At 71.9% G+C, this 20,685-nt stretch carries 15 protein-coding genes; 12 read left to right on the top strand and 3 right to left on the bottom strand.

Annotated features, from left to right (window positions below):
- Positions 1–91 precede the first annotated feature (91 nt).
- Together pstS and rho are read left to right on the top strand one after the other, a co-directional pair.
- Positions 92–1,153, top strand: coding sequence for a phosphate ABC transporter substrate-binding protein PstS (gene pstS / locus RUR49_RS16110; protein ID WP_409147406.1), 1,062 nt, complete (start codon positions 92–94; stop codon positions 1,151–1,153).
- A gap of 252 nt (positions 1,154–1,405) precedes the next feature.
- Positions 1,406–2,671 carry a transcription termination factor Rho gene (gene rho / locus RUR49_RS16105; RefSeq protein WP_409147405.1) on the top strand — a complete coding sequence of 422 codons (1,266 nt, stop codon included), beginning with the start codon at positions 1,406–1,408 and terminating at the stop codon, positions 2,669–2,671.
- Between the two features lie 486 nt (positions 2,672–3,157).
- Here rho and RUR49_RS16100 read toward each other — a convergent pair whose 3' ends face one another.
- A complete protein-coding gene (locus RUR49_RS16100) occupies positions 3,158–5,191 on the bottom strand; it encodes a thioredoxin domain-containing protein (protein ID WP_409147404.1) in 2,034 nt (677 codons plus the stop codon).
- A gap of 113 nt (positions 5,192–5,304) precedes the next feature.
- On the opposite strand from RUR49_RS16100, the gene mnmE reads away from it, so the two are divergent.
- The 7 genes from mnmE (at position 5,305) to RUR49_RS16065 (ending at position 12,776) form a co-directional block, all read left to right on the top strand.
- Positions 5,305–6,627, top strand: coding sequence for a tRNA uridine-5-carboxymethylaminomethyl(34) synthesis GTPase MnmE (mnmE, locus tag RUR49_RS16095; protein ID WP_409147403.1), 1,323 nt, complete (start codon positions 5,305–5,307; stop codon positions 6,625–6,627).
- Between the two features lie 199 nt (positions 6,628–6,826).
- Complete coding sequence (gene mnmG, locus RUR49_RS16090; protein ID WP_409147402.1) at positions 6,827–8,740, top strand: tRNA uridine-5-carboxymethylaminomethyl(34) synthesis enzyme MnmG; 1,914 nt, start codon at positions 6,827–6,829, stop codon at positions 8,738–8,740.
- The gene (rsmG, locus tag RUR49_RS16085) at positions 8,730–9,386 is read left to right on the top strand and encodes a 16S rRNA (guanine(527)-N(7))-methyltransferase RsmG (protein WP_409147401.1); all 657 of its coding nucleotides are present in this window, start codon (positions 8,730–8,732) and stop codon (positions 9,384–9,386) included. The genes mnmG and rsmG overlap by 11 nt, the downstream gene beginning before the upstream one ends.
- Before the next feature lie 29 nt (positions 9,387–9,415).
- Positions 9,416–10,246 carry a ParA family protein gene (locus RUR49_RS16080; RefSeq protein ID WP_409147400.1) on the top strand — a complete coding sequence of 277 codons (831 nt, stop codon included), beginning with the start codon at positions 9,416–9,418 and terminating at the stop codon, positions 10,244–10,246.
- A gap of 14 nt (positions 10,247–10,260) precedes the next feature.
- Positions 10,261–11,145, top strand: a complete 885-nt coding sequence (locus RUR49_RS16075) for a ParB/RepB/Spo0J family partition protein (protein ID WP_409147399.1) — start codon at positions 10,261–10,263, stop codon at positions 11,143–11,145.
- Complete coding sequence (locus tag RUR49_RS16070; RefSeq protein ID WP_409147398.1) at positions 11,142–11,813, top strand: MBL fold metallo-hydrolase; 672 nt, start codon at positions 11,142–11,144, stop codon at positions 11,811–11,813. The genes RUR49_RS16075 and RUR49_RS16070 overlap by 4 nt, the downstream gene beginning before the upstream one ends.
- Positions 11,814–11,984: 171 nt before the next feature.
- Positions 11,985–12,776 (top strand): SDR family NAD(P)-dependent oxidoreductase, encoded by a 792-nt coding sequence (locus RUR49_RS16065; protein ID WP_409147397.1) that lies wholly within the window; start codon positions 11,985–11,987, stop codon positions 12,774–12,776.
- A gap of 403 nt (positions 12,777–13,179) precedes the next feature.
- On the opposite strand, the gene RUR49_RS16060 is transcribed toward RUR49_RS16065, so the two are convergent.
- Positions 13,180–14,103 carry a formylglycine-generating enzyme family protein gene (locus RUR49_RS16060; RefSeq protein ID WP_409147684.1) on the bottom strand — a complete coding sequence of 308 codons (924 nt, stop codon included), beginning with the start codon at positions 14,101–14,103 and terminating at the stop codon, positions 13,180–13,182.
- A 211-nt stretch (positions 14,104–14,314) separates the two neighbouring features.
- Here RUR49_RS16060 and RUR49_RS16055 point away from each other — a divergent pair, with 211 nt between their 5' ends.
- The gene (locus tag RUR49_RS16055) at positions 14,315–15,094 is read left to right on the top strand and encodes a fused DSP-PTPase phosphatase/NAD kinase-like protein (RefSeq protein ID WP_409147396.1); all 780 of its coding nucleotides are present in this window, start codon (positions 14,315–14,317) and stop codon (positions 15,092–15,094) included.
- A 35-nt stretch (positions 15,095–15,129) separates the two neighbouring features.
- Here the strand turns inward: RUR49_RS16055 and RUR49_RS16050 are convergent, their stop codons facing one another.
- Complete coding sequence (locus RUR49_RS16050; RefSeq protein ID WP_409147395.1) at positions 15,130–16,917, bottom strand: ABC transporter ATP-binding protein; 1,788 nt, start codon at positions 16,915–16,917, stop codon at positions 15,130–15,132.
- A 266-nt stretch (positions 16,918–17,183) separates the two neighbouring features.
- Here RUR49_RS16050 and RUR49_RS16045 point away from each other — a divergent pair, with 266 nt between their 5' ends.
- Together RUR49_RS16045 and RUR49_RS16040 are read left to right on the top strand one after the other, a co-directional pair.
- Complete coding sequence (locus RUR49_RS16045) at positions 17,184–17,885, top strand: response regulator transcription factor (protein WP_409147394.1); 702 nt, start codon at positions 17,184–17,186, stop codon at positions 17,883–17,885.
- Positions 17,872–20,370, top strand: a complete 2,499-nt coding sequence (locus RUR49_RS16040) for an extracellular solute-binding protein (protein ID WP_409147393.1) — start codon at positions 17,872–17,874, stop codon at positions 20,368–20,370. Before RUR49_RS16045 ends, RUR49_RS16040 begins: the two co-directional genes overlap by 14 nt.
- Positions 20,371–20,685: the final 315 nt, after the last annotated feature.

Here is a 20,685-nt window from a genome sequence, read left to right as displayed (position 1 = left end):
CCCACGAGGGGGGAGGGGAATCTCTCGCTTGCCGCCGCCGTGCGAATTTGCAAACCATCGAGCCGCCCGGTCGGGGCAGGGAGAACATCAGATGTTTCGCGCGCTCGCCTCGGCCGGAACGATCGCCGGAACCATCGCGATCACCGCCGCCCTCACCCTCCCCACAGCCGCCCAGACGGTCGCCACCGGCGCCGGCTCCACCACCGTCTTCCCGCTCGTCGAGCAGTGGATCGAGGGCTTCCAGAAGCCCGGTGGCGACATCGTCACCTATCAGCCGACCGGCTCGCCCGCCGGCCGCGAGGCCCTCGACGACGAGACCGTCGCCTTCGCCCTCACCGACGTCCCCTTCGCAGCCACAGACGCCCAGAAGCAGGACTACGCGCAGTTTCCGGTCGCCTTCGGCGCCATCGTGCCGGTGGTGAACCTGCCCGGCGTCGACAGCCTCGTCCTCGATGCGGCGATCCTCTCGGGCCTCTTCCGCGGTCAGATCACCACCTGGTCTGATCCGTCGATCGCGATCCTCAACCCCGAGGCGAAGCTGCCGGCAACCGCCGTCACCATCGTCACGCGCTCGGACCCCTCCGGCGCGACGCTGCGCTTCACCCGCTTTCTCGAGCGCGAGAGCCCCGACTTCGCCGCCGCCCTCGGCCATGGCGAGCAGGTCGCCTGGCAAGTCGGCAAAGGCTACCGTGGCAGCGAGGGCGTCGCCGGTGCCGTCGCGGCGACGCCCGGCGCCATCGGCTACGCGGCGCTCGCCGACGCCCGCATCGCCAAACTGGCGGTGCCGCGGCTCGTCGTCGGCGGCACCCGGCCGATCGCCGCCGACGCGCCCGCCCTGCAGGCCGCGCTCACCTCCGCCTTCCAGGCCGTCCCCGACGTCGGCGCGATGGAAGCGGCGCTTGCCGCCGCGCCGCCCCCCGGCGCCTGGCCGATCCCGACCGTCACCTATGCCGCCATGGCGAAAGTGCCCGACGACAATCGCCCGACGGTGGCGGCACTGCGCTTCCTCGACTACGGCCTGAAGGCCGGCGCCGCCGACGCCGAGGCGCTCGGCTACGTGGCCCCGCCGGCGGACGTCGTGGAGAAGATCGAGGCGCCGTGGTCGGCGACCTTCCTCGGCGGCGACAACGACCCGCTCTGGCCGCCGCGCTGAACGATCCGGATTTCGGCGCACTGCGGCGCGCCGACGCGCCGGGCGGCCTTGCCGATCCGGCGCGAAGCCTCTATCTTCCGACTATCTCACCAAAGGCGAACGGGCGCCCGCGGACCGGATCGGTAACAAGTCCGGTGAACGTGGTGCCGCCGTGCGGGGCGTGACGTCGTCCCCGCCAAGAGTCGCAGACATCCCATCCCTTCCAAGTCCCGGCTGCCCATCCGCGGCCGGTCCCCACCCAAGGACTTTTCCATGCGGGAGATGAAGCTCCAGGAGCTCAAGGCGAAGACGCCGACCGAGCTGCTCGCTGTTGCCGAGGAGCTCGCGGTCGAGAACGCTTCGACCATGCGCAAACAGGAGCTGATGTTCGCCATCCTGAAGAACCTCGCGGCCCAGGAAGTCGAGATCATCGGCGAGGGCGTCGTCGAGGTGCTGCAGGACGGTTTCGGCTTCCTGCGCTCGCCGGACGCCAACTACCTGCCCGGGCCGGACGACATCTACGTCTCGCCGTCGCAGATCCGCCGCTTCTCGCTCCGGACCGGCGACACCGTCGAGGGCATGATCCGCAGCCCGAAGGAGGGCGAGCGCTACTTCGCTCTCCTCAAGGTCAACACGATCAACTTCGAGGACCCCGACAAGGCGCGCCACAAGGTCCACTTCGACAATCTGACGCCGCTCTATCCCGACGAGCGCTTCAAGATGGAGCTCGAGGACGGCAGCAAGAAGGACATGTCGGCGCGCATCATCGATCTCGTCTCGCCGCTCGGCAAGGGCCAGCGCGCCTTGATCGTCGCGCCGCCGCGCACCGGCAAGACGGTGCTGATGCAGAACATCGCCCACTCGATCACGGGCAACCACCCCGAGTGCTACCTGATCGTACTCCTGATCGACGAGCGGCCGGAAGAAGTCACCGACATGCAGCGCTCTGTGCGCGGCGAGGTGATCTCCTCGACCTTCGACGAGCCGGCGACGCGCCACGTGCAGGTCGCCGAGATGGTCATCGAGAAGGCCAAGCGCCTCGTCGAGCACGGCCGCGACGTCGTCATCCTGCTCGATTCGATCACCCGCCTCGGCCGCGCCTACAACACCGTCGTGCCATCGTCGGGCAAGGTGCTGACCGGCGGTGTGGACGCCAACGCCCTGCAGCGCCCGAAGCGCTTCTTCGGCGCGGCGCGCAACATCGAGGAGGGCGGCTCGCTGACGATCATCGCGACCGCGCTGGTCGACACCGGCAGCCGCATGGACGAGGTGATCTTCGAGGAGTTCAAGGGCACCGGCAACTCGGAGATCATTCTCGACCGCAAGGTTTCCGACAAGCGCGTCTTTCCCGCGATCGACATCCAGCGCTCCGGCACCCGCAAGGAAGAGCTGCTCGTTCCGCCGGACCAGCTCAAGAAGACCTACGTCCTGCGCCGCATCCTCAACCCGATGGGCGTCGTCGACGCGATCGAGTTCCTCCTCGACAAGCTGCGCCAGACGAAGACCAACCAGGACTTCTTCGACTCGATGAACACCTGACGGTCAGGACGGTCGGCGAGCGGACGCGCCGCTGGTCGTCCGCCGGGACCACATCCCCATCCGCGTCATCCCGGCCAAGCGAGGCGCAGCCGAGCGCTGAGCCGGGACCCAGCGGAAGATTTCGCGCCGGAGGCGCGGCTAGAGCGTCGCGCGTCCCGCGCGACCATTCTTGCGCTGGGTCCCGGATCGCTCCGCGTTGCTTCGCGTCCGGGATGACGTCGCGGCCGGATGGGCGGGCGCTCCCGCGCCTCACTCCCAGAGCGGCCGCGAGTGACGCCCTTTGGTTGCAACTGAGCTGCCAGACGCGCAAAACGCGACCCCTACAAATGACTCAGGATCGCGATTTCGCGACCCGCCGCTATGTCCGGACCTTCCGGCGAGAACGCGCGCCAGCGAGTCTCCTATTCGATTTACGGGGCTATCACGCCTCCCGGCTTCCTTTCCAGCGTGAAGGAACTGCACTTCGTGCGCTTTCCGTCCTGAGCGTCATCGAAGCGCTTCGATAAGCTCTTCCGCATCCAGAATCGGCAGCGAGCACGTCGCCCCACGGCACACATACGCCGCGGCGCGTCCCTCGACCGTCGTCTTGCCCGCCGCGGGGTGACCCTCCGGCAGGTCACGGCCGTCGGTGACGGTGAGGACGCGACCGGGGAAGGGGACATGACGCACGACGTCGGCGAGCGGCGCGGCGGCCTCGTGGGTCGGCGCCACTACGACGATCTGCTCGGCCGCCAGTCGGCCGTCCAGTGCGTTCATCAGTGCCGCGTGACCGAAGGCGTTGCCCATCACCTCCGATGCAAAGCCGGCGAACAGCTGGTCGACGCGGGCCCGGTAGGCGTCGTCGCCGGTGATCAGCCACAGCCGCACCAGCGCGTCGGCGGCGAGTGCATTGCCGCTCGGCGTCGCCTCGTCGACGGCCGTCGCCATGCGGACGATGAGGTCGTCGGCATCATCCGCCGCCAGCGCATAGGAGCCCTCGGCCTCCACCCAGTGATGGGCCTCCAGCGCCGCCATCCACGCGGTTGCCTTCGTGAGATAGCTCTCATCGCCGGTCGCCTGGCGGAGCGCCAGGGCGGCCCGGATCATCGCGCCATAGTCGGTCGAGAGCCCCGGAAACGTGCTGCGGCCGGCCCGTGCCGCGTGGCCGAGGCGGTCACCGCGACCGAGCAGCGCGACGATGCGCCCAAACGCCCGCTCCGCCAGCGCAATCCAGTCCGGCCGGTCGAGCGCCGCGCCGGCCTCGGCCAGCGCCGCGATCATCAGACCGTTCCAGTCGGCGAGCACCTTGTCATCGCGGCCCGGCGGCACGCGCTCGGCCCGGGCCGCGAGCAGGCGCGCCCTCAGCGGCGCCAGCGCGGCCTCCTCGGCAGCACTCGGGAAGCCCGTCGCCAGCCGGTTGAGGATCGACCGGCCCTCGAAATTACCGCCCTCGGTGACGTCATAGGCCGCGCACAGCAGGGCCGCGTCGTCGTCTCCCAACACCTCGGCGATCTCGGCTGGCGTCCAGACGTAGAACTTGCCTTCCTCGCCCTCGGAATCGGCATCCAGGCTGGCGGCGAACGCTCCGTCCTCGGCGATCATCTCGCGCACCAGCCAGCCGATCGTCTCCTCGATGCGGCGGCGGAAGCCGTCCTCGCCGATGGCGATGAAGGCGAGCGTCAGCAGCGAGACGAGCTGGGCGTTGTCGTAGAGCATCTTCTCGAAGTGGGGCACGAGCCAGCGGTGGTCGACCGCGTAGCGCGCATAGCCGCCGCCGAGGTGGTCGTAGATGCCGCCGTTGGAGATGCGCTCCAGCGAGGAGACGACGATCGCCCGGTAGTCGCTCCGCCCGGTGCGCCGCGCCGCCCGCCAGAGCAGCTCCATCACCGAGGCATTCGGAAACTTCGGCGCCCCCTGCAGGCCACCATTTCGCGGGTCCATGACGGTGAACAGCCGCTCCGACGCCTGGTCGAGCACGCCCGCATCGAGCGCCACCGGGTCGCCGCGCCGCCGCTGCCTGAGCACCGCGAGCAGGGCGCCGGTGTTCTGCGCCACCGCCTCGCCCTTGTTGTGGAAGGTCTCGGCCACCGCCTCCAGCATCTGCACGAAGCCCGGCCGGCCATAGCGCGGCTCGGGCGGGAAGTAGGTGCCGCCCCAGAACGGCGCGCCGTCGGGCGTCAGGAACATCGTCAGCGGCCAGCCACCCTGTTCGCCGAGCGCATGCAGTGCCGCCATGTAGATCTGGTCGACGTCCGGCCGCTCCTCGCGATCGACCTTGATGTTGACGAACAGCCGGTTCATCACCGCCGCGATGGCGGGGTTCTCGAAGCTCTCGTGCGCCATCACGTGGCACCAGTGGCACGCGGCGTAGCCGACCGAGAGCAGCACCGGCACATTGCGGGCGCGCGCCTCGGCGAAGGCAGCGGCCCCCCAGGGCCACCAATCGACGGGATTGCCGGCATGCTGCAGCAGATAGGGGCTGGTCTCTTCGGCGAGGCGGTTGCGCCCGCCGGCGGCCCCGGAGGCCTCATGTCTCTGCATCTTTGCGCTCCCGTGTCGACGGTCTCGACCTTAACGCACGGAAGCCAGGAAGGTCATTGCAACCGTCCCGTTGCGAGTCCATCGGGGCCGGCGGTGCCCACCCGGACATCGCCATGATCGACCGGCCGGAGGCGCAGATCGACACCATCGTGGCGCTCGCCAGCGGTCGTCCGCCGGCGGCGATTGCGGTGATCCGGCTCTCGGGCTCGCGCGCGGCGGAGACGGTCCGGGCGCTCTGCGGCCGCCTGCCGCCGCCGCGACGCGCCAGCCTCGCCCGCTTCCGCGACCCGCGCAGCAGCGAGGTCATCGACGAGGGGCTGGCGCTGTACCTGCCGGGTCCGGGCTCGCCGACCGGCGAGGACGTCGCCGAGTTTCACGTGCACGGCGGCCGCGCCGTCGTCGCCGCCATGCTCGACGCGCTGACGGCACTGCCGGGCGTGCGGCTGGCAGAGTCGGGCGAGTTCACCCGCCGCGCCTTTTTCGCCGGCCGCATGGACCTCGCCGCCGTCGAGGGCCTCGCCGACCTCGTCGCCGCCGACACCGACGCCCAGCGCCGGCAGGCTCTGGCCCAGGCGAGCGGCGTGCTCGGCGCGCGCGTCGCGCTCTGGCGGAGCCAGATTCTCGAGGCGCGGGCGCTCGCCGAGGCAAGCCTCGACTTCGCCGACGAGGACGACGTCGCCGCCGACGCGCTGGAGCAGGCGAGGGCGGGCGCTGCGGCGCTGCGCGAGGAGATCGCCGCGGCGCTGGACAAGAGCAGAGGCGGCGAGCGCCTGCGCGAGGGCTTCCGCGTCGTCGTGCTCGGCCCGCCGAACGCCGGCAAGTCGAGCCTCGTCAACGCGCTCGCCCGCCGCGAGGTGGCGATCGTCACCGCGGAGGCCGGCACGACGCGCGACCTCATCGAGGTCCACCTCGACCTCGGCGGCTTTCCGGCGATCGTCACCGACACCGCCGGCCTGCGCGAGGCCGCGGGCCTGGTCGAAGCCGAAGGCATCCGCCGCGCGCGGGCGCGGGCTGAGGACGCCGATCTGGTCTTGTGGCTTTCGCCGGCGGATGCGCCCACCCCGCCACCTGCCGACCTGTCGGAGGCGCCGCTGCAGGTCGTATGGACCAAGGCGGATCTCTCCGCGCGCTCCGCACCCTTCTCGATCTCCACCCACACCGGTGCGGGCCTCGCCGAACTTGTCGCCTTCATCTCCCATCGGGCTGCGGCGTGCCTCCAAGGTGGGGAGGCGGCGGTGCTGGTGCGGGCGCGTCACCGCGAGGCGGCGGAGGTGGCGCTCGGGGCGCTCGAGCGGGCGTTGGTCCCCGGAGTCTCGCCGGAGCTCGTCGCCGAGGACCTGCGGCTCGCCAGCGAGGCACTCGGGCGGATCGTCGGCGCCGTCGGCGTGGAAGACGTGCTCGGCCAGATCTTCTCGGCTTTCTGCATCGGCAAGTGAGCGACGGCGCCGAGTTGCCGGCCACGCTCGACTGCCCCTGGGCACCGATGTGTTTCACGTGAAACACGTCCCGCCCCGCGCCCGGGCCTGTTTCACGTGAAACACGTACTCCCGGGCTTCAGGGGGATGTTTCACGAGAAACACCCGTCGCTGCCCCACGATTTTTGACGACCCGATCGGCCTCCGCTACAGCAACGGCATGGATCGGGTTGCGGACACGAATGCGCACTACGACGTCGTCGTCGTCGGGGGCGGGCACGCCGGCTGCGAGGCCGCGGCGGCCGCCGCGCGCGCCGGCGCGCGCACGGCGCTGCTGACCCACCGCGCCGACACCATCGGCACGATGTCGTGCAATCCGGCGATCGGCGGGCTCGGCAAGGGCCATCTCGTCCGCGAGATCGATGCGCTCGATGGCCTGATGGCGCGAGTCGCCGATGCCGCCGGCATCCAGTTCCGCGTCCTCAATCGCCGCAAGGGCCCCGCCGTGCAGGGCCCGCGCGCCCAGGCCGACCGCGCCCTCTACAAGGCGGCGATGCAGGCGGCGCTCGCCGCGGTCGACGGCCTGACGATCGTCGAGGGCGAGGCGGCGTCGCTGATCCTCGACGCCGCTGCCGACGATCCGCAGCCGCGCCGCATCGGCGGCGTCACGCTCGCCGATGGCCGTCGCCTCACCGCCGGCGCGGTCGTGCTCACCACCGGCACCTTCCTCAACGGCCTGATCCACATCGGCGAGCGCAAGATCCCGGCCGGTCGCGCCGGGGAGGCACCGTCGGTGGGTCTCGCCGACAGCCTCAAGGCCCTAGGCCTGCGGATGGGGCGGCTCAAGACCGGCACGCCTGCGCGCCTCGACGGCCGCACCATCGACTTCTCCGGCCTCGACGCCCAGCCGGGCGACGACCCGCCGCAGCCTTTCTCGGCGCTGACCACGGCGATCACGACGCCCCAGGTCGCCTGCCACATCACCCGCACGACCGAGGCGACGCACCGCGTCGTCCGCGACAACCTGCATCGATCGGCGATGTATTCCGGCGAGATCGGCAGCCGCGGCCCGCGCTACTGCCCGTCGATCGAGGACAAGATCGTCCGCTTCGGCGAGCGCGACGGCCACCAGATCTTCCTGGAGCCGGAGGGCCTCGACGACCCGACCATCTATCCGAATGGCCTCTCCACCTCTCTGCCGGAGGACGTTCAGCAGGCGCTTCTGCGCACCATCCCCGGCCTCGAGCGGGTGGCGATCCTGCGGCCGGGCTACGCCATCGAGTACGACCACGTCGACCCGACAGAGCTCGCCCCGACGCTGGAGGTGAAGGCTGCGCGCGGCCTGTTCCTCGCCGGCCAGATCAACGGCACCACCGGCTACGAGGAGGCGGCGGGGCAGGGGCTGCTCGCCGGCCTCAACGCGGCGCGCCGCGCCGGCGGGGCGGAGCCGGTGACGATCGGGCGCGACGCCGCCTATCTCGGCGTCATGGTCGACGACCTCGTCACCCGCGGCGTCAGCGAGCCCTACCGGATGTTCACCTCGCGCGCCGAGTTCCGGCTGTCGCTGCGCGCCGACAACGCCGACGAACGCCTGACGCCTCTCGGCGAGACCCTCGGTCTTGTCGGCTCCACCCGCAGCGCCGCCTTCGCCCGCCGCCGCGCGGCGCTGGAGGCGGCGCGGGCGCTGCTGCACGCGGTGGCGCTGTCGCCGAGCGAGGCGGACCGCCACGGCATCGCGCTCAACCGCGACGGCGTCCGCCGCACCGCCTTCGATCTGCTGTCGCGGCCCGAGCTCGACCTCGACCGGCTGACGGCGGTGTGGCCGCAGCTCGCGGCGATCCCGCCGGGCTTGCGCGAGACGGTCGAGACCGATGCCCGCTACGCCGTCTATCTCGACCGCCAGGCGAGCGACGTCGCCGCGCTGAAGCGCGACGAGGGCGTGGCCCTGCCGGCCGACCTCGATTACCTCGCCTTGCCGGGGCTCTCGATGGAGCTGCGCCAGAAGCTCGCCGCCGTCCGGCCGGCGACCCTCGGCCAGGCCTCCCGCCTCGAAGGGATGACACCGGCGGCACTGACGCTGGTGCTGGCGCGCGCCAGGGGCAGCCGTCGCGAGCGCACCGCCGATGCCGCCTGAAGCCCTCGTGGAGGGTCCCGGCGCGCTGAATGCGCTGGCCCGGCCTGTTTCACGTGAAACACGGGCGAAGCTCGCCCGCTATGTCGAGCTCCTCGGGCGCTGGCAGAAGATCAAGAATCTCGTCGGGCCGGGCACGCTGGAGCACGTCTGGACGCGCCACATGCTGGACAGCGCCGCGATCCTCGACATTGCGCCGGAGGCCCGCACGGTGGTCGACCTCGGTTCCGGTGCCGGCTTCCCCGGCATGGTCGTGGCGGTGATGCTGGCCGGGACGCCGGGGGCGGCCGTCCACCTCGTCGAGGCGAACGCCCGCAAGGGCTCGTTCCTGCGCACCGTCGCGCGAGAGACCGGCGCGCCCGCCACCGTCCACATCGGCCGCATCGAGGAGGTGGTGCCGGTGCTGGCGCGCACGCTCACCCCCGACCTCGTCACCGCCCGCGCGCTGGCGCCGCTCGATCAGCTGCTGAGGCTTTCTGAGCCGCTTCTGTCGAAGGGCGCCACCGGGCTTTTCCACAAAGGGCGCGAGCTCGGCGAGGAGATTGCTGCGGCGCGAGACCATTGGGGCTTCGATCTGGTAGAACATCCCTCGCGGACGGACCCGGCCGGACGGCTCGTGGACATCCGCGGACTGCGCCGGCTCGGATGACCCACCAGCGCGCGGATCGGGACGGAACGATGAGCGACAGGAACGGCCTCGCGCGGCCGGGCGGCCACGGCGGGCCGCGGGTGCTGACGGTCGCCAACCAGAAGGGCGGCGTCGGCAAGACGACGACGGCGATCAACCTCGCCACCGCGCTGGCGGCGATCGGCGAGCGCGTGCTCGTCATCGATCTCGATCCGCAGGGCAACGCCTCGACCGGCCTCGGCATCGACCGCCGCAAGCGCGATCTCTCCACCTACGACGTGATGACCGGCGAGCGCCCGCTTGCCGATGTCGTGATGGCCACCGCCGTGCCGGGCCTCGCGGTGGCGCCGTCGACGATGGACCTGCTCGGAGTCGAGCTCGAGATCGCCGGCGAGGCAGACCGGGTGCACCGGCTGCGCGCGGCGATCGCGGCGCTGCCGGCCGGCGCCTATTCCTACATCCTGATCGACTGCCCGCCGTCGCTGAACCTGTTGACGATCAATGCCTTGGTCGCCGCGCAGGCGATCCTGGTGCCGCTGCAGTGCGAGTTCTTCGCGCTCGAAGGCCTCAGCCAGCTGCTCTCCACGGTCGATCAGGTGAAGCGTTCGCTCAATCCTGAGTTGCGCATCCATGGCATCGTGCTGACCATGTATGACGGCCGCAACAACCTCGCCGCCCAGGTCGTCGCCGACGTCCGCGAGACGATGGGCGAGGCCGTCTACGAGACGGTGATCCCGCGCAATGTCCGCCTGTCGGAGGCGCCGTCGCACGGCAAGCCGGCACTGCTCTACGACGTCCGCTGCTCGGGCAGCCAGGCCTATATCCGGCTCGCCTCCGAGGTGATCCAGCGCGAGCGGCGTCTCGCCGCCGCGGCGGCGTGAGCGGGGAGGGCGGCATGGCCGACGAGGGCGCCCGTCGCCGGCTCGGTCGCGGGCTGGCGGCGCTGATCGGCGACATCCCGAGCGAGCAGCCCGCCGGCCGCGAGCCGCCGCGCGGCTTCCGCCGCGTGCCGACGGGCTCGATCCACCGCAATCCGCGCAATCCGCGCCGCCACTTCGACAGCGGCGAACTCGCCCAGCTCGCGGTCTCCCTGAAGTCGCACGGGCTGGTGCAGCCGCTGCTCGTGCGCGAGACCGGGGCGGACGCCTACGAGATCGTCGCCGGCGAGCGGCGCTGGCGGGCGGCCCAGCTCGCCGGCCTGCACGAGCTGCCGGTGGTGGTGCGCGAGGTCGACGACCGCGAGGCGCTCGAGATCGCCATCATCGAGAACGTCCAGCGCGCCGACCTCAACCCGATCGACGAGGCCGCCGGTTACGAGCTGCTCGCGACCGAGCACGGCCACAGCCATGCCGAGATCGCGGTGGCGATCGGCAAGAGCCGCAGCCATGTCGCCAACACCGTCCGCCTCCTGAAGCTGCCGGAGGGCGTCCAGGCGCACGTCGCCGAGGGCCGGCTCAGCGCCGGCCACGCCCGCGCGCTGCTCGGCGCCGCCGACCCGGAGGGGCTCGCCGCCCGCATCATCACCGAGGGCCTCACCGTCCGCGACGCCGAGCGGCTGGCCGCCGAGCCCGTCGCCGCGGCGGTGAAGGCCCGCGCCAAGGCGGCCGCCGCGGCGCCGGCGAAGGATGCCGACACCCGGGCGCTGGAAAAGCTCGTCGCCGACCGGATCGGGCTCGCGGTCGACATCGCCCACCGCCCCGACGGCGGCGGCGCCATCACGATTTCCTATTCCACGCTCGAGCAACTCGACGACCTCTGTCGCAAACTGGGTGAGCCGTGAGCCTCGCAAACCAAGCCGAAACCGCCGCCTCGCCGCCGATCAAGGTCGCCGTCGTCCGCGTCACGCCCTTCCAGCAGAACGCCTCGCTCGTCGCCTGCGCCAAGACCGGCCGCGCCGCCGTGGTCGATCCCGGCGGCGACCTCGACCGCATTCTCGAGGTGATCGACCAGGCCGGCGTGACGGTCGAGAAGATCCTGATCACCCATGGCCACGTCGACCACGCCGCGGGTGCTGCAGAACTCGCGCTCCGGCTGGGCGTGCCCGTAGAGGGCCCCGGCGAGGCCGACGCCTTCCTGCTCGCCGAACTGTCGGAGAAGGGCCGCGAATACGGCTTTCCCGCCGACCCGCTGACGCCCGACCGCTGGCTCGCCGAGGGCGACACCGTGACGGTCGGCGAACAGGTCTTCCGCGTGCTCGACGTGCCCGGCCACTCGCCCGGCCACGTCGTCTTCGTCCACGACGGCGCGCGGCTGGTCATCGCCGGCGACACGCTGTTCGCGGGCTCGGTCGGCCGCACCGACATGAGCTACGGCGACGGCGAACTGCTCATCGCGGGCATCGTGGCGAAGCTGCTGCCGCTCGGCGACGACTTCACCGTGCTGCCCGGCCACGGCCCGGCGACGACCATCGCCCGCGAGAAGGCGAAGAACCCGTTCTTGCAGGGGTAGGGGTGCGGGCCGGAGTCCCGGTCAGCGACCCGTCGGAGCGGCGGAGGAAGGGGCATCCCGCCAGCGCCCGCGGTTGCGCGGCCGGCCGGCATCCCCATCTGTGATCGCGCGCCGAGCGTTCCCCTGAGGCTGCTCCTCACGGCACCGCGGCGGCCGATGCGGAGAATGCCCATGGACCTGAAACTGGACGGCCAGACGGCCCTCGTCACCGGCTCAACCGCCGGCATCGGCTTCGCGATCGCGCACCGGCTGGCGACGGAAGGCGCGAGCGTCGTCGTCTCCGGGCGGGGGCAGGAGAAGGTCGATGCGGCGGTGGCCAGGATCAAGGACGCGGGCGGCGGCTCCGTCCGGGGCGTCGTAGCGGACGTGACGACGGCCGATGGCGCCGACGCCCTGCTGTCGGCGGTGGGTCAGGTGGACATCCTGGTCAACAACCTCGGCATCTACGAGAGCAAGGCCTTCACTGACATCACCGACGCCGACTGGATGCGCTTCTTCGAGGTCAACGTGGTGAGCGGGGCGCGGCTCGCACGCGCGGTGTTCCCGGGGATGCTGGAGCGCGATCGCGGGCGGATCATCTTCGTCTCGAGCGAATCGGCGCTGTCGATCCCGAAGGACATGATCCACTACGCCGTCACCAAGACTGCCCAGCTGACGATCGCGCGGGGGCTCGCGGAGCTGACCAAGGGGACGAAGGTCACCGTCAACTCCGTGCTGCCGGGGCCGACCCGCGCCGACGGGATCGAGAGCTTCCTGCGCGGCCAGGCGAGCGACCCGGACGCGCCGCTCGCCGAGATCGAGGCGGAGTTCTTCGCGAAGTCGCGCGCGGCGTCGCTCTTGCAGCGGATGATCGAGCCCAAAGAGATCGCGAGCCTCGTCGCCTATCTCGCAAGCCCGCTGTCGGCGGCGACGAACGGCGCCGCGCTGCGGGTGGAAGGCGGGCTCGTCACGACGATCGCGTGAGGTCGAGGGAAGCGAGGCGGGGGGTGCGTGAGGGTCGGCGACCATTCTTCGTTGGTCTCCACCCCTCCGTCGTCATTCCCGGGCTTGTCCCGGGAACCCATGCAACCGTCCCGCCGATCTCAAGGCTGGCGGTTGCTGAAGCGAATGGGTTCCCGAGACAAGCCCGGGAATGACGACGGAGGGGGAGCAGAGCGGCGACCGTTCTCTCTTGACGCCCACAAAACCCATTGGGGTCCTTCCCGGCCTTGTGCCGGGAACCTACCCCTCGCCGCGAGCAAAACGCCCCACGCGCACTCTCCCTTGCGGCACCGTTGCATGGGTTCCCGGGACAAGCCCGGGAATGACTACGGAGAGGGTGCGGCGAAGCGCAAGGGCACGGGGGGAGGAGAGGTCGTCCCCCCCGTCATCCCGCCACCGCCACCCGCCGCACACACCGAAACCCGACGTGGCTGGTCGAGGTGTCGACCGGTTCGGCGTGGCGGGCGGCGGGGCGGTAGCGGCGGCAGTAGCTCGGCGCGCAAAGGTGCGAGCCGCCCTTCAGCACCTTGCGGGGGATGCGGATCTCCGGCTGGCGCGGGTCGAAGCTCGCTGCCTCCGGGCCGCCGCGCGGGTTGACCGGCACGCAGCACGCCTTCGGCGCGTCGGCCGGGTGGCGGGTCGACCAGAAGTCGGTCGTCCACTCCCAGGTGTTGCCGATCATGTCGAAGACGCCGTAGGGGTTCGGCGGGAACGCCGTCACCGGCGAGGTGCGCTCGTAGCCGTCCTCCAGGAGGTTCTCGGCCGGGAACACGCCCTGCCAGGTGTTGGCGCGGTGGACGCCGTCCGGCACCAGTTCGTCGCCCCAGGCATATTCGGCACCCTCGAGGCCACCGCGGGCGGCGAACTCCCACTCGGCCTCGGTCGGCAGCGCCTTGCCGGCCCAGGCGGCGTAGGCCTCGGCGTCGGCATAGGCGACGTGGACGACGGGGTGGTCGTCGAGGCCCTTGGTGGAGCTGCCCGGGCCGAGCGGCCGGCGCCAGCAGGCGCGGAAGACGAAGCGCCACCACTGGCTCCAGTCGCGCGTGTCGACGGGGTGGTCGGGCGGCGTGAAGACGAGGGAGCCGGCCTTCAGCATGTGCGGCTGGGCGCCCGGATACATCTTCGGGTCCGGCGGGGTCTCGGCCACGGTGACGTAGCCGGTCGCCTCGACGAAGGCGCGGAACTGGCGGTTGGTCACCGGGGTGGGGTCGATGAAGAAGCCGTCGACGGTGACGGTGTGGGTCGGCTTCTCCTCGGGATAATGGTCGTCGGAGCCCATGCGGAAGCTGCCGCCGGGGATCCAGACCATCTCCCGGACCGGCTCCTCGACTGCGACCGCCGCGGCGGCCGCCCGGTTGCGCTTGCCCGAACTCACGCGTCTCCTCCCGCGGCGCCGAAAAAGCACCGCATTCCTGCCCGACGAACGCCCGGCTCCTCGCTACTCTACGCGAGCGTGCGGCGAAATCCTCGTCCGCGCCGCTAGTTGCCTCCTGGCGAACGCACCCGGTATAGACCCGCGCATGTCACTCGACGACCTCAAGGACCTGACCGCTTCCAAGCCCGCCGGCACCGCGCCGGGCGCGGCCGTGCTCGTGGACGCCAAGGGCCGGCCGCTGAAGCGCGCCAAGGCGATCGCCTACTGGTCGGCGCCGATCGGTGGGCCGGGGAAGCGGCTGGCGGCGTGGTCGCACATGCTGATCGCCGACCACGGCATCTTCCGCCTCCTCTACGGCAACCGCCACCGCGTCGACGGCAAGCTCTGGCGCTCGGCGCAGCCGACGCCGCACGACATCGCCTGGGCGAAGCGCAACGGCGTCCGCACCATCGTGACGCTGCGCGCCGGCCGCGCCCACGGCGGCTGGCCGCTGCAGCGCGAGGCCTGCGAGGCGGAGGGGCTGGCGCTCGTCGAGCTGCCGCTCTATTCGCGCGCCGCGCCGACCCGCGAGGCGGTGCACCTGGCGAAGCGGGTGTTCGATTCGATCGAGTATCCGGCGCTGATGCACTGCAAGTCGGGCGCCGACCGGGCGGGGCTGGCGAGCGCTCTCTACCTGCTCCTGCACAAGAACGCCCCCGTCGAGGAGGCGATCGACCAGCTGCACCTGCGCTACGGCCATGTGCGCTCGGCGAAGACCGGCATCCTCGACGTCTTCCTGCAGAAGTACCGCGACGAGGGCGCGGCGAAGGGGCTCGGCTTCCTCGACTGGGTCGACACCGTCTACGATCCGGCGGAGCTGAAGGCGTCCTACCGCTCGTCGCTGTGGACGGACCTGCTGGTCGACAAGATTCTCCGCCGCGAGTGAGGTCGTTCGTCTGACGCCCCGCTGCGAGCCCGCCGTCAGGCCGGGCGGACGCCGCCGTCCTCTGGCTCCGGCGTGAAAACCTCCTGGAACTGCAGCCGGTAGAAGCGCGCATAGAGCCCGCCGGCGGCAATGAGCTCGTCGTGGGTACCGGTCTCGACGACCCGGCCCGCCTCCATCACCACGATGCGGTCGGCGGCGCGGATGGTCGACAGCCGGTGGGCGATGACGAGCGTCGTGCGGCCCGAAGCGAGCCGGGCGATCGCCTCGCGGATGAGGTGCTCGGATTCCGAATCGAGCGCGCTCGTCGCCTCGTCGAGGAGCAGGATGGGCGCGTCCTTGAGGAACGCGCGGGCGAGCGTGACGCGCTGGCGCTCGCCGCCGGACAGGCGGGCGCCGCGGTCGCCGACGACGGTGTCGTAGCCCTCCGGCATCGCCATGATGAAGCCGTGGGCGGCCGCCTGGCGGGCGGCGGCCTCGATCTCGTCGTCGCTGGCGTTCGGGCGGCCGAAGCGGATGTTCTGGCGGATGGTGTCGTTGAACAGCACCGCTTCCTGCGCCACCACCGCCACCTGGCGGCGGAGGCTCTTGAGGGTGACGTCGCGCACGTCGATGCCGTCGATCAGCACCCGGCCGGATTCCGGATCGAACAGGCGCCCGACCAGCGAGAACAGCGTCGACTTGCCGGCGCCGGAGCGGCCGACGATCGCCGTCACCTTGCCGCCGGGGGCGGTGAAGTCGACGCCATCGAGGGCGCGCGTGCCATCCGCGAAATCATAGCGGAAGACGACGTCGTCGAAGCGCACCTCGCCGTTGGTGACGACGAGCGGGCGGGCGCCCGGGCTGTCGGCGACCGTCGGCGGGCGGTCGAGCACGTCGAAGACGCGGCGGAGCGCCGAGAAGCCCTGCTGCAGCACGGCGTTGAGGCTGCCGAGCGCCCTGAGCGGCTGGGCGGCGATGAGGAGCGCCGAGACGAAGCCGGTGAACTCGCCGACGGTCGAGGCCCCCGACGAGATGCGCCAGCCGATGACGAGCAGCACGCCGACGACGGCGAGCCCGCCGAGGAGCTCGAGCGTCGGCTCGACGCGGCCGCGCTGGTCGGCCGCCTTCACCTTGAGCACGCGCACCCGCTCGAACGCCGCCCCGGCCCGGCCCTTGAGGTAGCCCTCGAGGCCGTAGGTCTTGACGATGCGGAGCGCCCCGAAGCTCTCGGAGACGAGCTGCGCCATCACGCCCGTCTGTTCCTGGGTGGTGGTGGAGACGCGGCGGATGCGCTTGCCGATGCGGCTGATCGGGATGACGGCGAGCGGCAGCACGACGATCGCGAAGAGGGACAGGAACCAGTCGAGCCAGACCATCGCGGCGAAGACGGAGACGAGCGTCAGCGCGTCGCGCACGAGGTTCGTCGTGGCGCGGGTCAGCGCGTCGCGGATGTAGGCGAGGTCGGTGGTGAAGCGCTGCGTCAGCGCCGCCGGCGTCTCGTTGGCGAGCTGCGCCACGTCGGCGTCGACCAGGTGGTCGTAGAGGGCGATCTGCAGGTCGGTCTCGATCCGGGTGGCGAGACGGTTGGTCATCGTCACCTGGGCGTAGAGCGTCAGCGCCTTGACCACGACGACGCCGAACACCAGCACCGGCAGGAGCGCGATCATCGAGGCGTCCTTGGCGCCGAAGGCGTCGTAGGCCTCGTTGATGAGGATCGGATAGAGGCCGGTGGTGCCGGCGGAGACCGCGATGACCGCGAGGATCATCAGGATCTTCGGCCAGTGCGGCGCGATCCAGCCGCGCCAGAGGCGGCGGGAGAGCTCGCTGCTGTCGTCGGAGAGCATCGCTCGGCGGTCGCTCCGGGGGTGGCGCCCGATGGATGGCGCGGGCGAGGCGACCCGGCGCACGCGGGGCGGCTGCACCCGCGAGCGTATGGCCGATAGGGCGGCCCTTTGCAAGGCGAGCGATGGTCGCCCGGCCGGCGTCGCCGCACCGGCCACGGCCCCGCCGGGCACCCCTGCTTGACGGGCGCGCGAGGCGCGCGCGACAAGCGGGAAGGATTCGGGGGGCACCGGGGGCCGGCCCGCCCCGCCGAGATCGGGCCGCCCGTTTGCGCATTCTGCTCGCCGAGGACGCCGAGGATCTGGGGGACGCCGTCGCGGCGCGGCTGCGCGCGTCCGGCCACGCCGTCGAATGGCACCGCTCCGGCACCGATGTCGCGGCGCGCGCCCGCGAGGAGCCGTTCGATGCCCTCGTCCTCGACGTCAACCTGCCCGGCCGCGACGGCTTCGCCGTGCTCGCCGAGCTGCGCCGCGCCGGCGTGACGACGCCGGTGCTGGTGGTGACGGCCCGCGCGGAGGTCGACGACAAGGTGAGCCTGCTCGACCTCGGCGCCGACGACTACATCGTCAAGCCCTTCGACCTCCGCGAGTTCGAGGCGCGGCTGCGGGCCGTGATGCGACGTCCCACGTCGGCGCGGGCGAGCCTGGTGCGCGTCGGCACTCTCGGCGTCGACGCGGCGAGCCGGACGGTGGTCATCGGCGAGCGGCCGGTCGATTGCGGCCGGCGGGAATTCCGCGTGCTGGAGGTGCTGATCGCCCGCCTCGGCCAGGTGGTGGCGAAGGAGCGGCTGATGTCGCAGGTGTTCGGGGCGGAGGAGGACGTCGGCATCAACGCCCTCGAGCTGCTGGTGTCGCGGCTCAGGCGCAAGCTCGAAGGCGCCGGCGTCGAGATCGTCACGGTGCGCGGCAGCGGCTACCTGATGCGCGCGGCGGCGCCGGATGCGGCGGGGCGGCCCGATGCGGCGGACTGAGGCCTTCGCCGACACGCCGGTGCGGGCGGTGCTGTCGATCCGCCGGCGCGTGCTCGGCCTCGCCTTCCTGGTGCTGGCGATCTCGGCGATGGTGTTCGCGGTGTTCCTGCGCGACTACGCCAACCGCGCCGCCGACCGCGCCTTCGACCGCCTGCTCGCCGCCTCGGCGCTGTCGATCGCCGGCGCCGTGCAGGTGGAGGACGGCCGCGTCACGGTGGAGCTGCCGCTCGCGTCGCTGGCGATGCTGGGGGCCGGCGGCGACCGCGTCTTCTATCTCGTCGAGGCGCCCGACGGCGCCTTCGTCACCGGCTACCCCGACCTTGCCGCCGGCCGGCCGCGGGCGGCGCGCTCCGAGCCCAATTTCGAGGACCTGAGCTACCGCGGCGAGCGCGTGCGCGTCGCCACCATCGGGCGGCTCTCATCGGTCGGTGGCGGCGCCGGCTTCGTCTCGATCCGCGTCGCCGAGACGCGGCACGGCCGCGAGGCGCTGGCGAACGAGATCCTGGCGCGCGCCGTGCTGCCGCTGGTGGCGCTGCTCTTGGTGGCGCTCGCGGTGGTTTGGTTCGGCGTGCGGCGGGCCTTCGTGCCGCTCGCCGGCATCGAGCAGGAACTGCGCGAGCGCGCACCCGACGACCTGTCGCCGCTGCGGCTGCCGGTGCCGATCGAGGTGATGGCGCTGGTCTCGGCGCTGAACGACTTCATGCGCCGGCTCGATTCGTCCCTGAAGACGCTCTCCGGCCTCGTCGCCGACGCCGCCCACCAGGTGCGCACGCCGCTCGCCGCGCTGCGTGCCCAGGCCGAGGTGGCGCTCGAGGAGCGCGACCCGGCGAAGGTGCGCGAGCGCCTCGTCCGCATCCACCGCAACGCCACCGCCACCAGCGATCTCGTCAACCAGCTCCTGATGGAGGCGATCGTGGCGCACCGGCTGGAGACGCGCGAGGTGGCGCCGCTGACGCCCGCCGTCATCGTCGACGAGGTGCGCGCGCGGCTGGACGACGACGACGAGGGGCGGCTGGCGGTGTCGGTGGCGCCGGCGGCGCGCGGCGTGACGATCTGGGGTGACCGGCTGGCGCTGCGCGAGATGCTGCGCAACCTCGTCGAGAACGCGCTCGCCTATTCCGACGACGACGTCGAGATCGACGTGACGCTGGCCAGCTCCGGCCGGGTGGCGGTGTCGGTGGCCGACCGTGGCGACGGCATCGCCGACGACGAGAAGGCGCTGGTGCTGCAGCGTTTCCGCCGCGGCCGCGCCGGCGCCGACGCGCCCGGCACCGGCCTCGGGCTGGCGGTGGCCAAGAGCGTCGCCGAGGCGCACGGCGGCAAGATCATGCTCCTCGACCGCCCCGGCGGCGGCCTCGTCGCCCGCGTCGAGCTGCCGTGCGAGCCGACGCCCGCGACCCGGTCGGCGACCGCCGCCATGGCGACGCTGGTGCTCGCCGCGCTGCTGTCGCTCGCCGCCGGGAGCGACAGCCTGGCCCGCCAGACCACCTACCCGGCACCGGAGGGGGTGGATCGCGGCGGTCCCGTGCTCACCGTCGCCGGCGCCACCGACACCGGCCATTTCGCCCACTTCATCCGCGACTTCCAGGCGATGCGGCCGGAGGTGACGGTGGTCTACGTCGAGATGGACACGATCCGCCTCTACGACGCCGTCGTCGCCGGCACGCTGCCGCCGTCGACGGACGTCATCGTCTCCTCCGCCGCCGACCTGCAGGTGAAGCTCGCCAACGACGGCTTCGCCCGCGCCCACGAGAGCGAGGCGACCCGGCGCCTGCCGGCGTGGGCGCGCTGGCGCTCGGAGGTGTTCGGCTTCACCTACGAGCCCGCCGTCATCGTCTACAACACGGCGCTGGTGCCGGAGGCGGAGCGGCCGCGCTCGCACCTCGCCCTGACGGAGCTTCTGGAGCGCGAGCCGGAGCGCTTCCGCGGTCGCGTCGGCACCTACGACATCGCGCAGTCGGGCGTCGGCCACCTGCTCGCCATGCAGGACGCCCAGATCTCCTCGAACTTCTGGCGGCTCGCCCGCGCCTTCGGCCGGGTCGACGCCGAGCTCGGCGATTCGAGCCCGCAGATCCTCGACCTCGTCGAGGAGGGAGAGCTCGCCCTCGGCTACAACGTCCTCGGTTCCTACGCCTTCGGCCGCGTTGTCGAGGGCGGGCGGCTCGGCGTCGTCGTGCCGGAGGACTACACGCTGGTGCTGACGCGGACGATGCTGATCCCGAAGAGCGCCGACGACATCGCGCTCGGCGGCGCCTTCATCGACTACGCGCTGTCGCCGCGCGGCCAGGCGATCGCCGCCGGACCGTCGGCGCTCGGTGCCGTCATTCCCGGCACGCCGGGCGAGTTCACCAGCGAACGGATCGCACGGGCCGCCCGCGGCGTCGTCCACCCGGTGGCGCTCGGCCCGGCGTTGCTGGTGGCGCTCGACCAGCAGCGCAAGGCCCGCGGGCTGGAAACGTGGAGACGGCTCGTCACAGAGCCGTAGCGTCTACGCGTGACTTCGGGGCCATCAGAGACGGCAAGCCACCCGCCCCTCGAGGGGGCGGGTCGACGCGCGCAGCGCGGCGGGGCGGGGTGACCGCGGGCGGGAGCCCGCGCATGACCCTCACGCCGCAAGCGTCGCAGTTCTTTCCCGCCGCCTCCCGGCGGCGCCACCCCACCCCGGCGACCTGCGGTCGCCGACCCTCCCCCTCAAGGGGAGGGTGGCGTTGCGCCAAGCGGCGAAACCACCGCGCAGACGACAGGTTCTCGACAGCCGCATTTGCTACAGTGGCGCCCGCCGGGCGACGACAAGCCCGGG

Source organism: Pseudoxanthobacter sp. M-2 (genome assembly GCF_046156265.1).
Taxonomy (GTDB): domain Bacteria; phylum Pseudomonadota; class Alphaproteobacteria; order Rhizobiales; family Segnochrobactraceae; genus CAMDHY01.
Note: the sequence above shows the minus strand (reverse complement) of the source record. Positions and strands in the feature narration are given on the sequence as shown.

Coding starts and splice junctions, on each gene's coding strand:
- mnmE (WP_409147403.1), top strand. CDS start 5,305: ATGATCGACCGGCCGGAGGCGCAGATCGACACCATCGTGGCGCTCGCC.
- pstS (WP_409147406.1), top strand. CDS start 92: ATGTTTCGCGCGCTCGCCTCGGCCGGAACGATCGCCGGAACCATCGCG.
- mnmG (WP_409147402.1), top strand. CDS start 6,827: ATGGATCGGGTTGCGGACACGAATGCGCACTACGACGTCGTCGTCGTC.
- RUR49_RS16075 (WP_409147399.1), top strand. CDS start 10,261: ATGGCCGACGAGGGCGCCCGTCGCCGGCTCGGTCGCGGGCTGGCGGCG.
- RUR49_RS16065 (WP_409147397.1), top strand. CDS start 11,985: ATGGACCTGAAACTGGACGGCCAGACGGCCCTCGTCACCGGCTCAACC.
- RUR49_RS16055 (WP_409147396.1), top strand. CDS start 14,315: ATGTCACTCGACGACCTCAAGGACCTGACCGCTTCCAAGCCCGCCGGC.
- RUR49_RS16080 (WP_409147400.1), top strand. CDS start 9,416: ATGAGCGACAGGAACGGCCTCGCGCGGCCGGGCGGCCACGGCGGGCCG.
- RUR49_RS16040 (WP_409147393.1), top strand. CDS start 17,872: ATGCGGCGGACTGAGGCCTTCGCCGACACGCCGGTGCGGGCGGTGCTG.
- rho (WP_409147405.1), top strand. CDS start 1,406: ATGCGGGAGATGAAGCTCCAGGAGCTCAAGGCGAAGACGCCGACCGAG.
- RUR49_RS16100 (WP_409147404.1), bottom strand. CDS start 5,191: ATGCAGAGACATGAGGCCTCCGGGGCCGCCGGCGGGCGCAACCGCCTC.
- RUR49_RS16060 (WP_409147684.1), bottom strand. CDS start 14,103: ATGGTCTGGATCCCCGGCGGCAGCTTCCGCATGGGCTCCGACGACCAT.
- rsmG (WP_409147401.1), top strand. CDS start 8,730: ATGCCGCCTGAAGCCCTCGTGGAGGGTCCCGGCGCGCTGAATGCGCTG.
- RUR49_RS16050 (WP_409147395.1), bottom strand. CDS start 16,917: ATGCTCTCCGACGACAGCAGCGAGCTCTCCCGCCGCCTCTGGCGCGGC.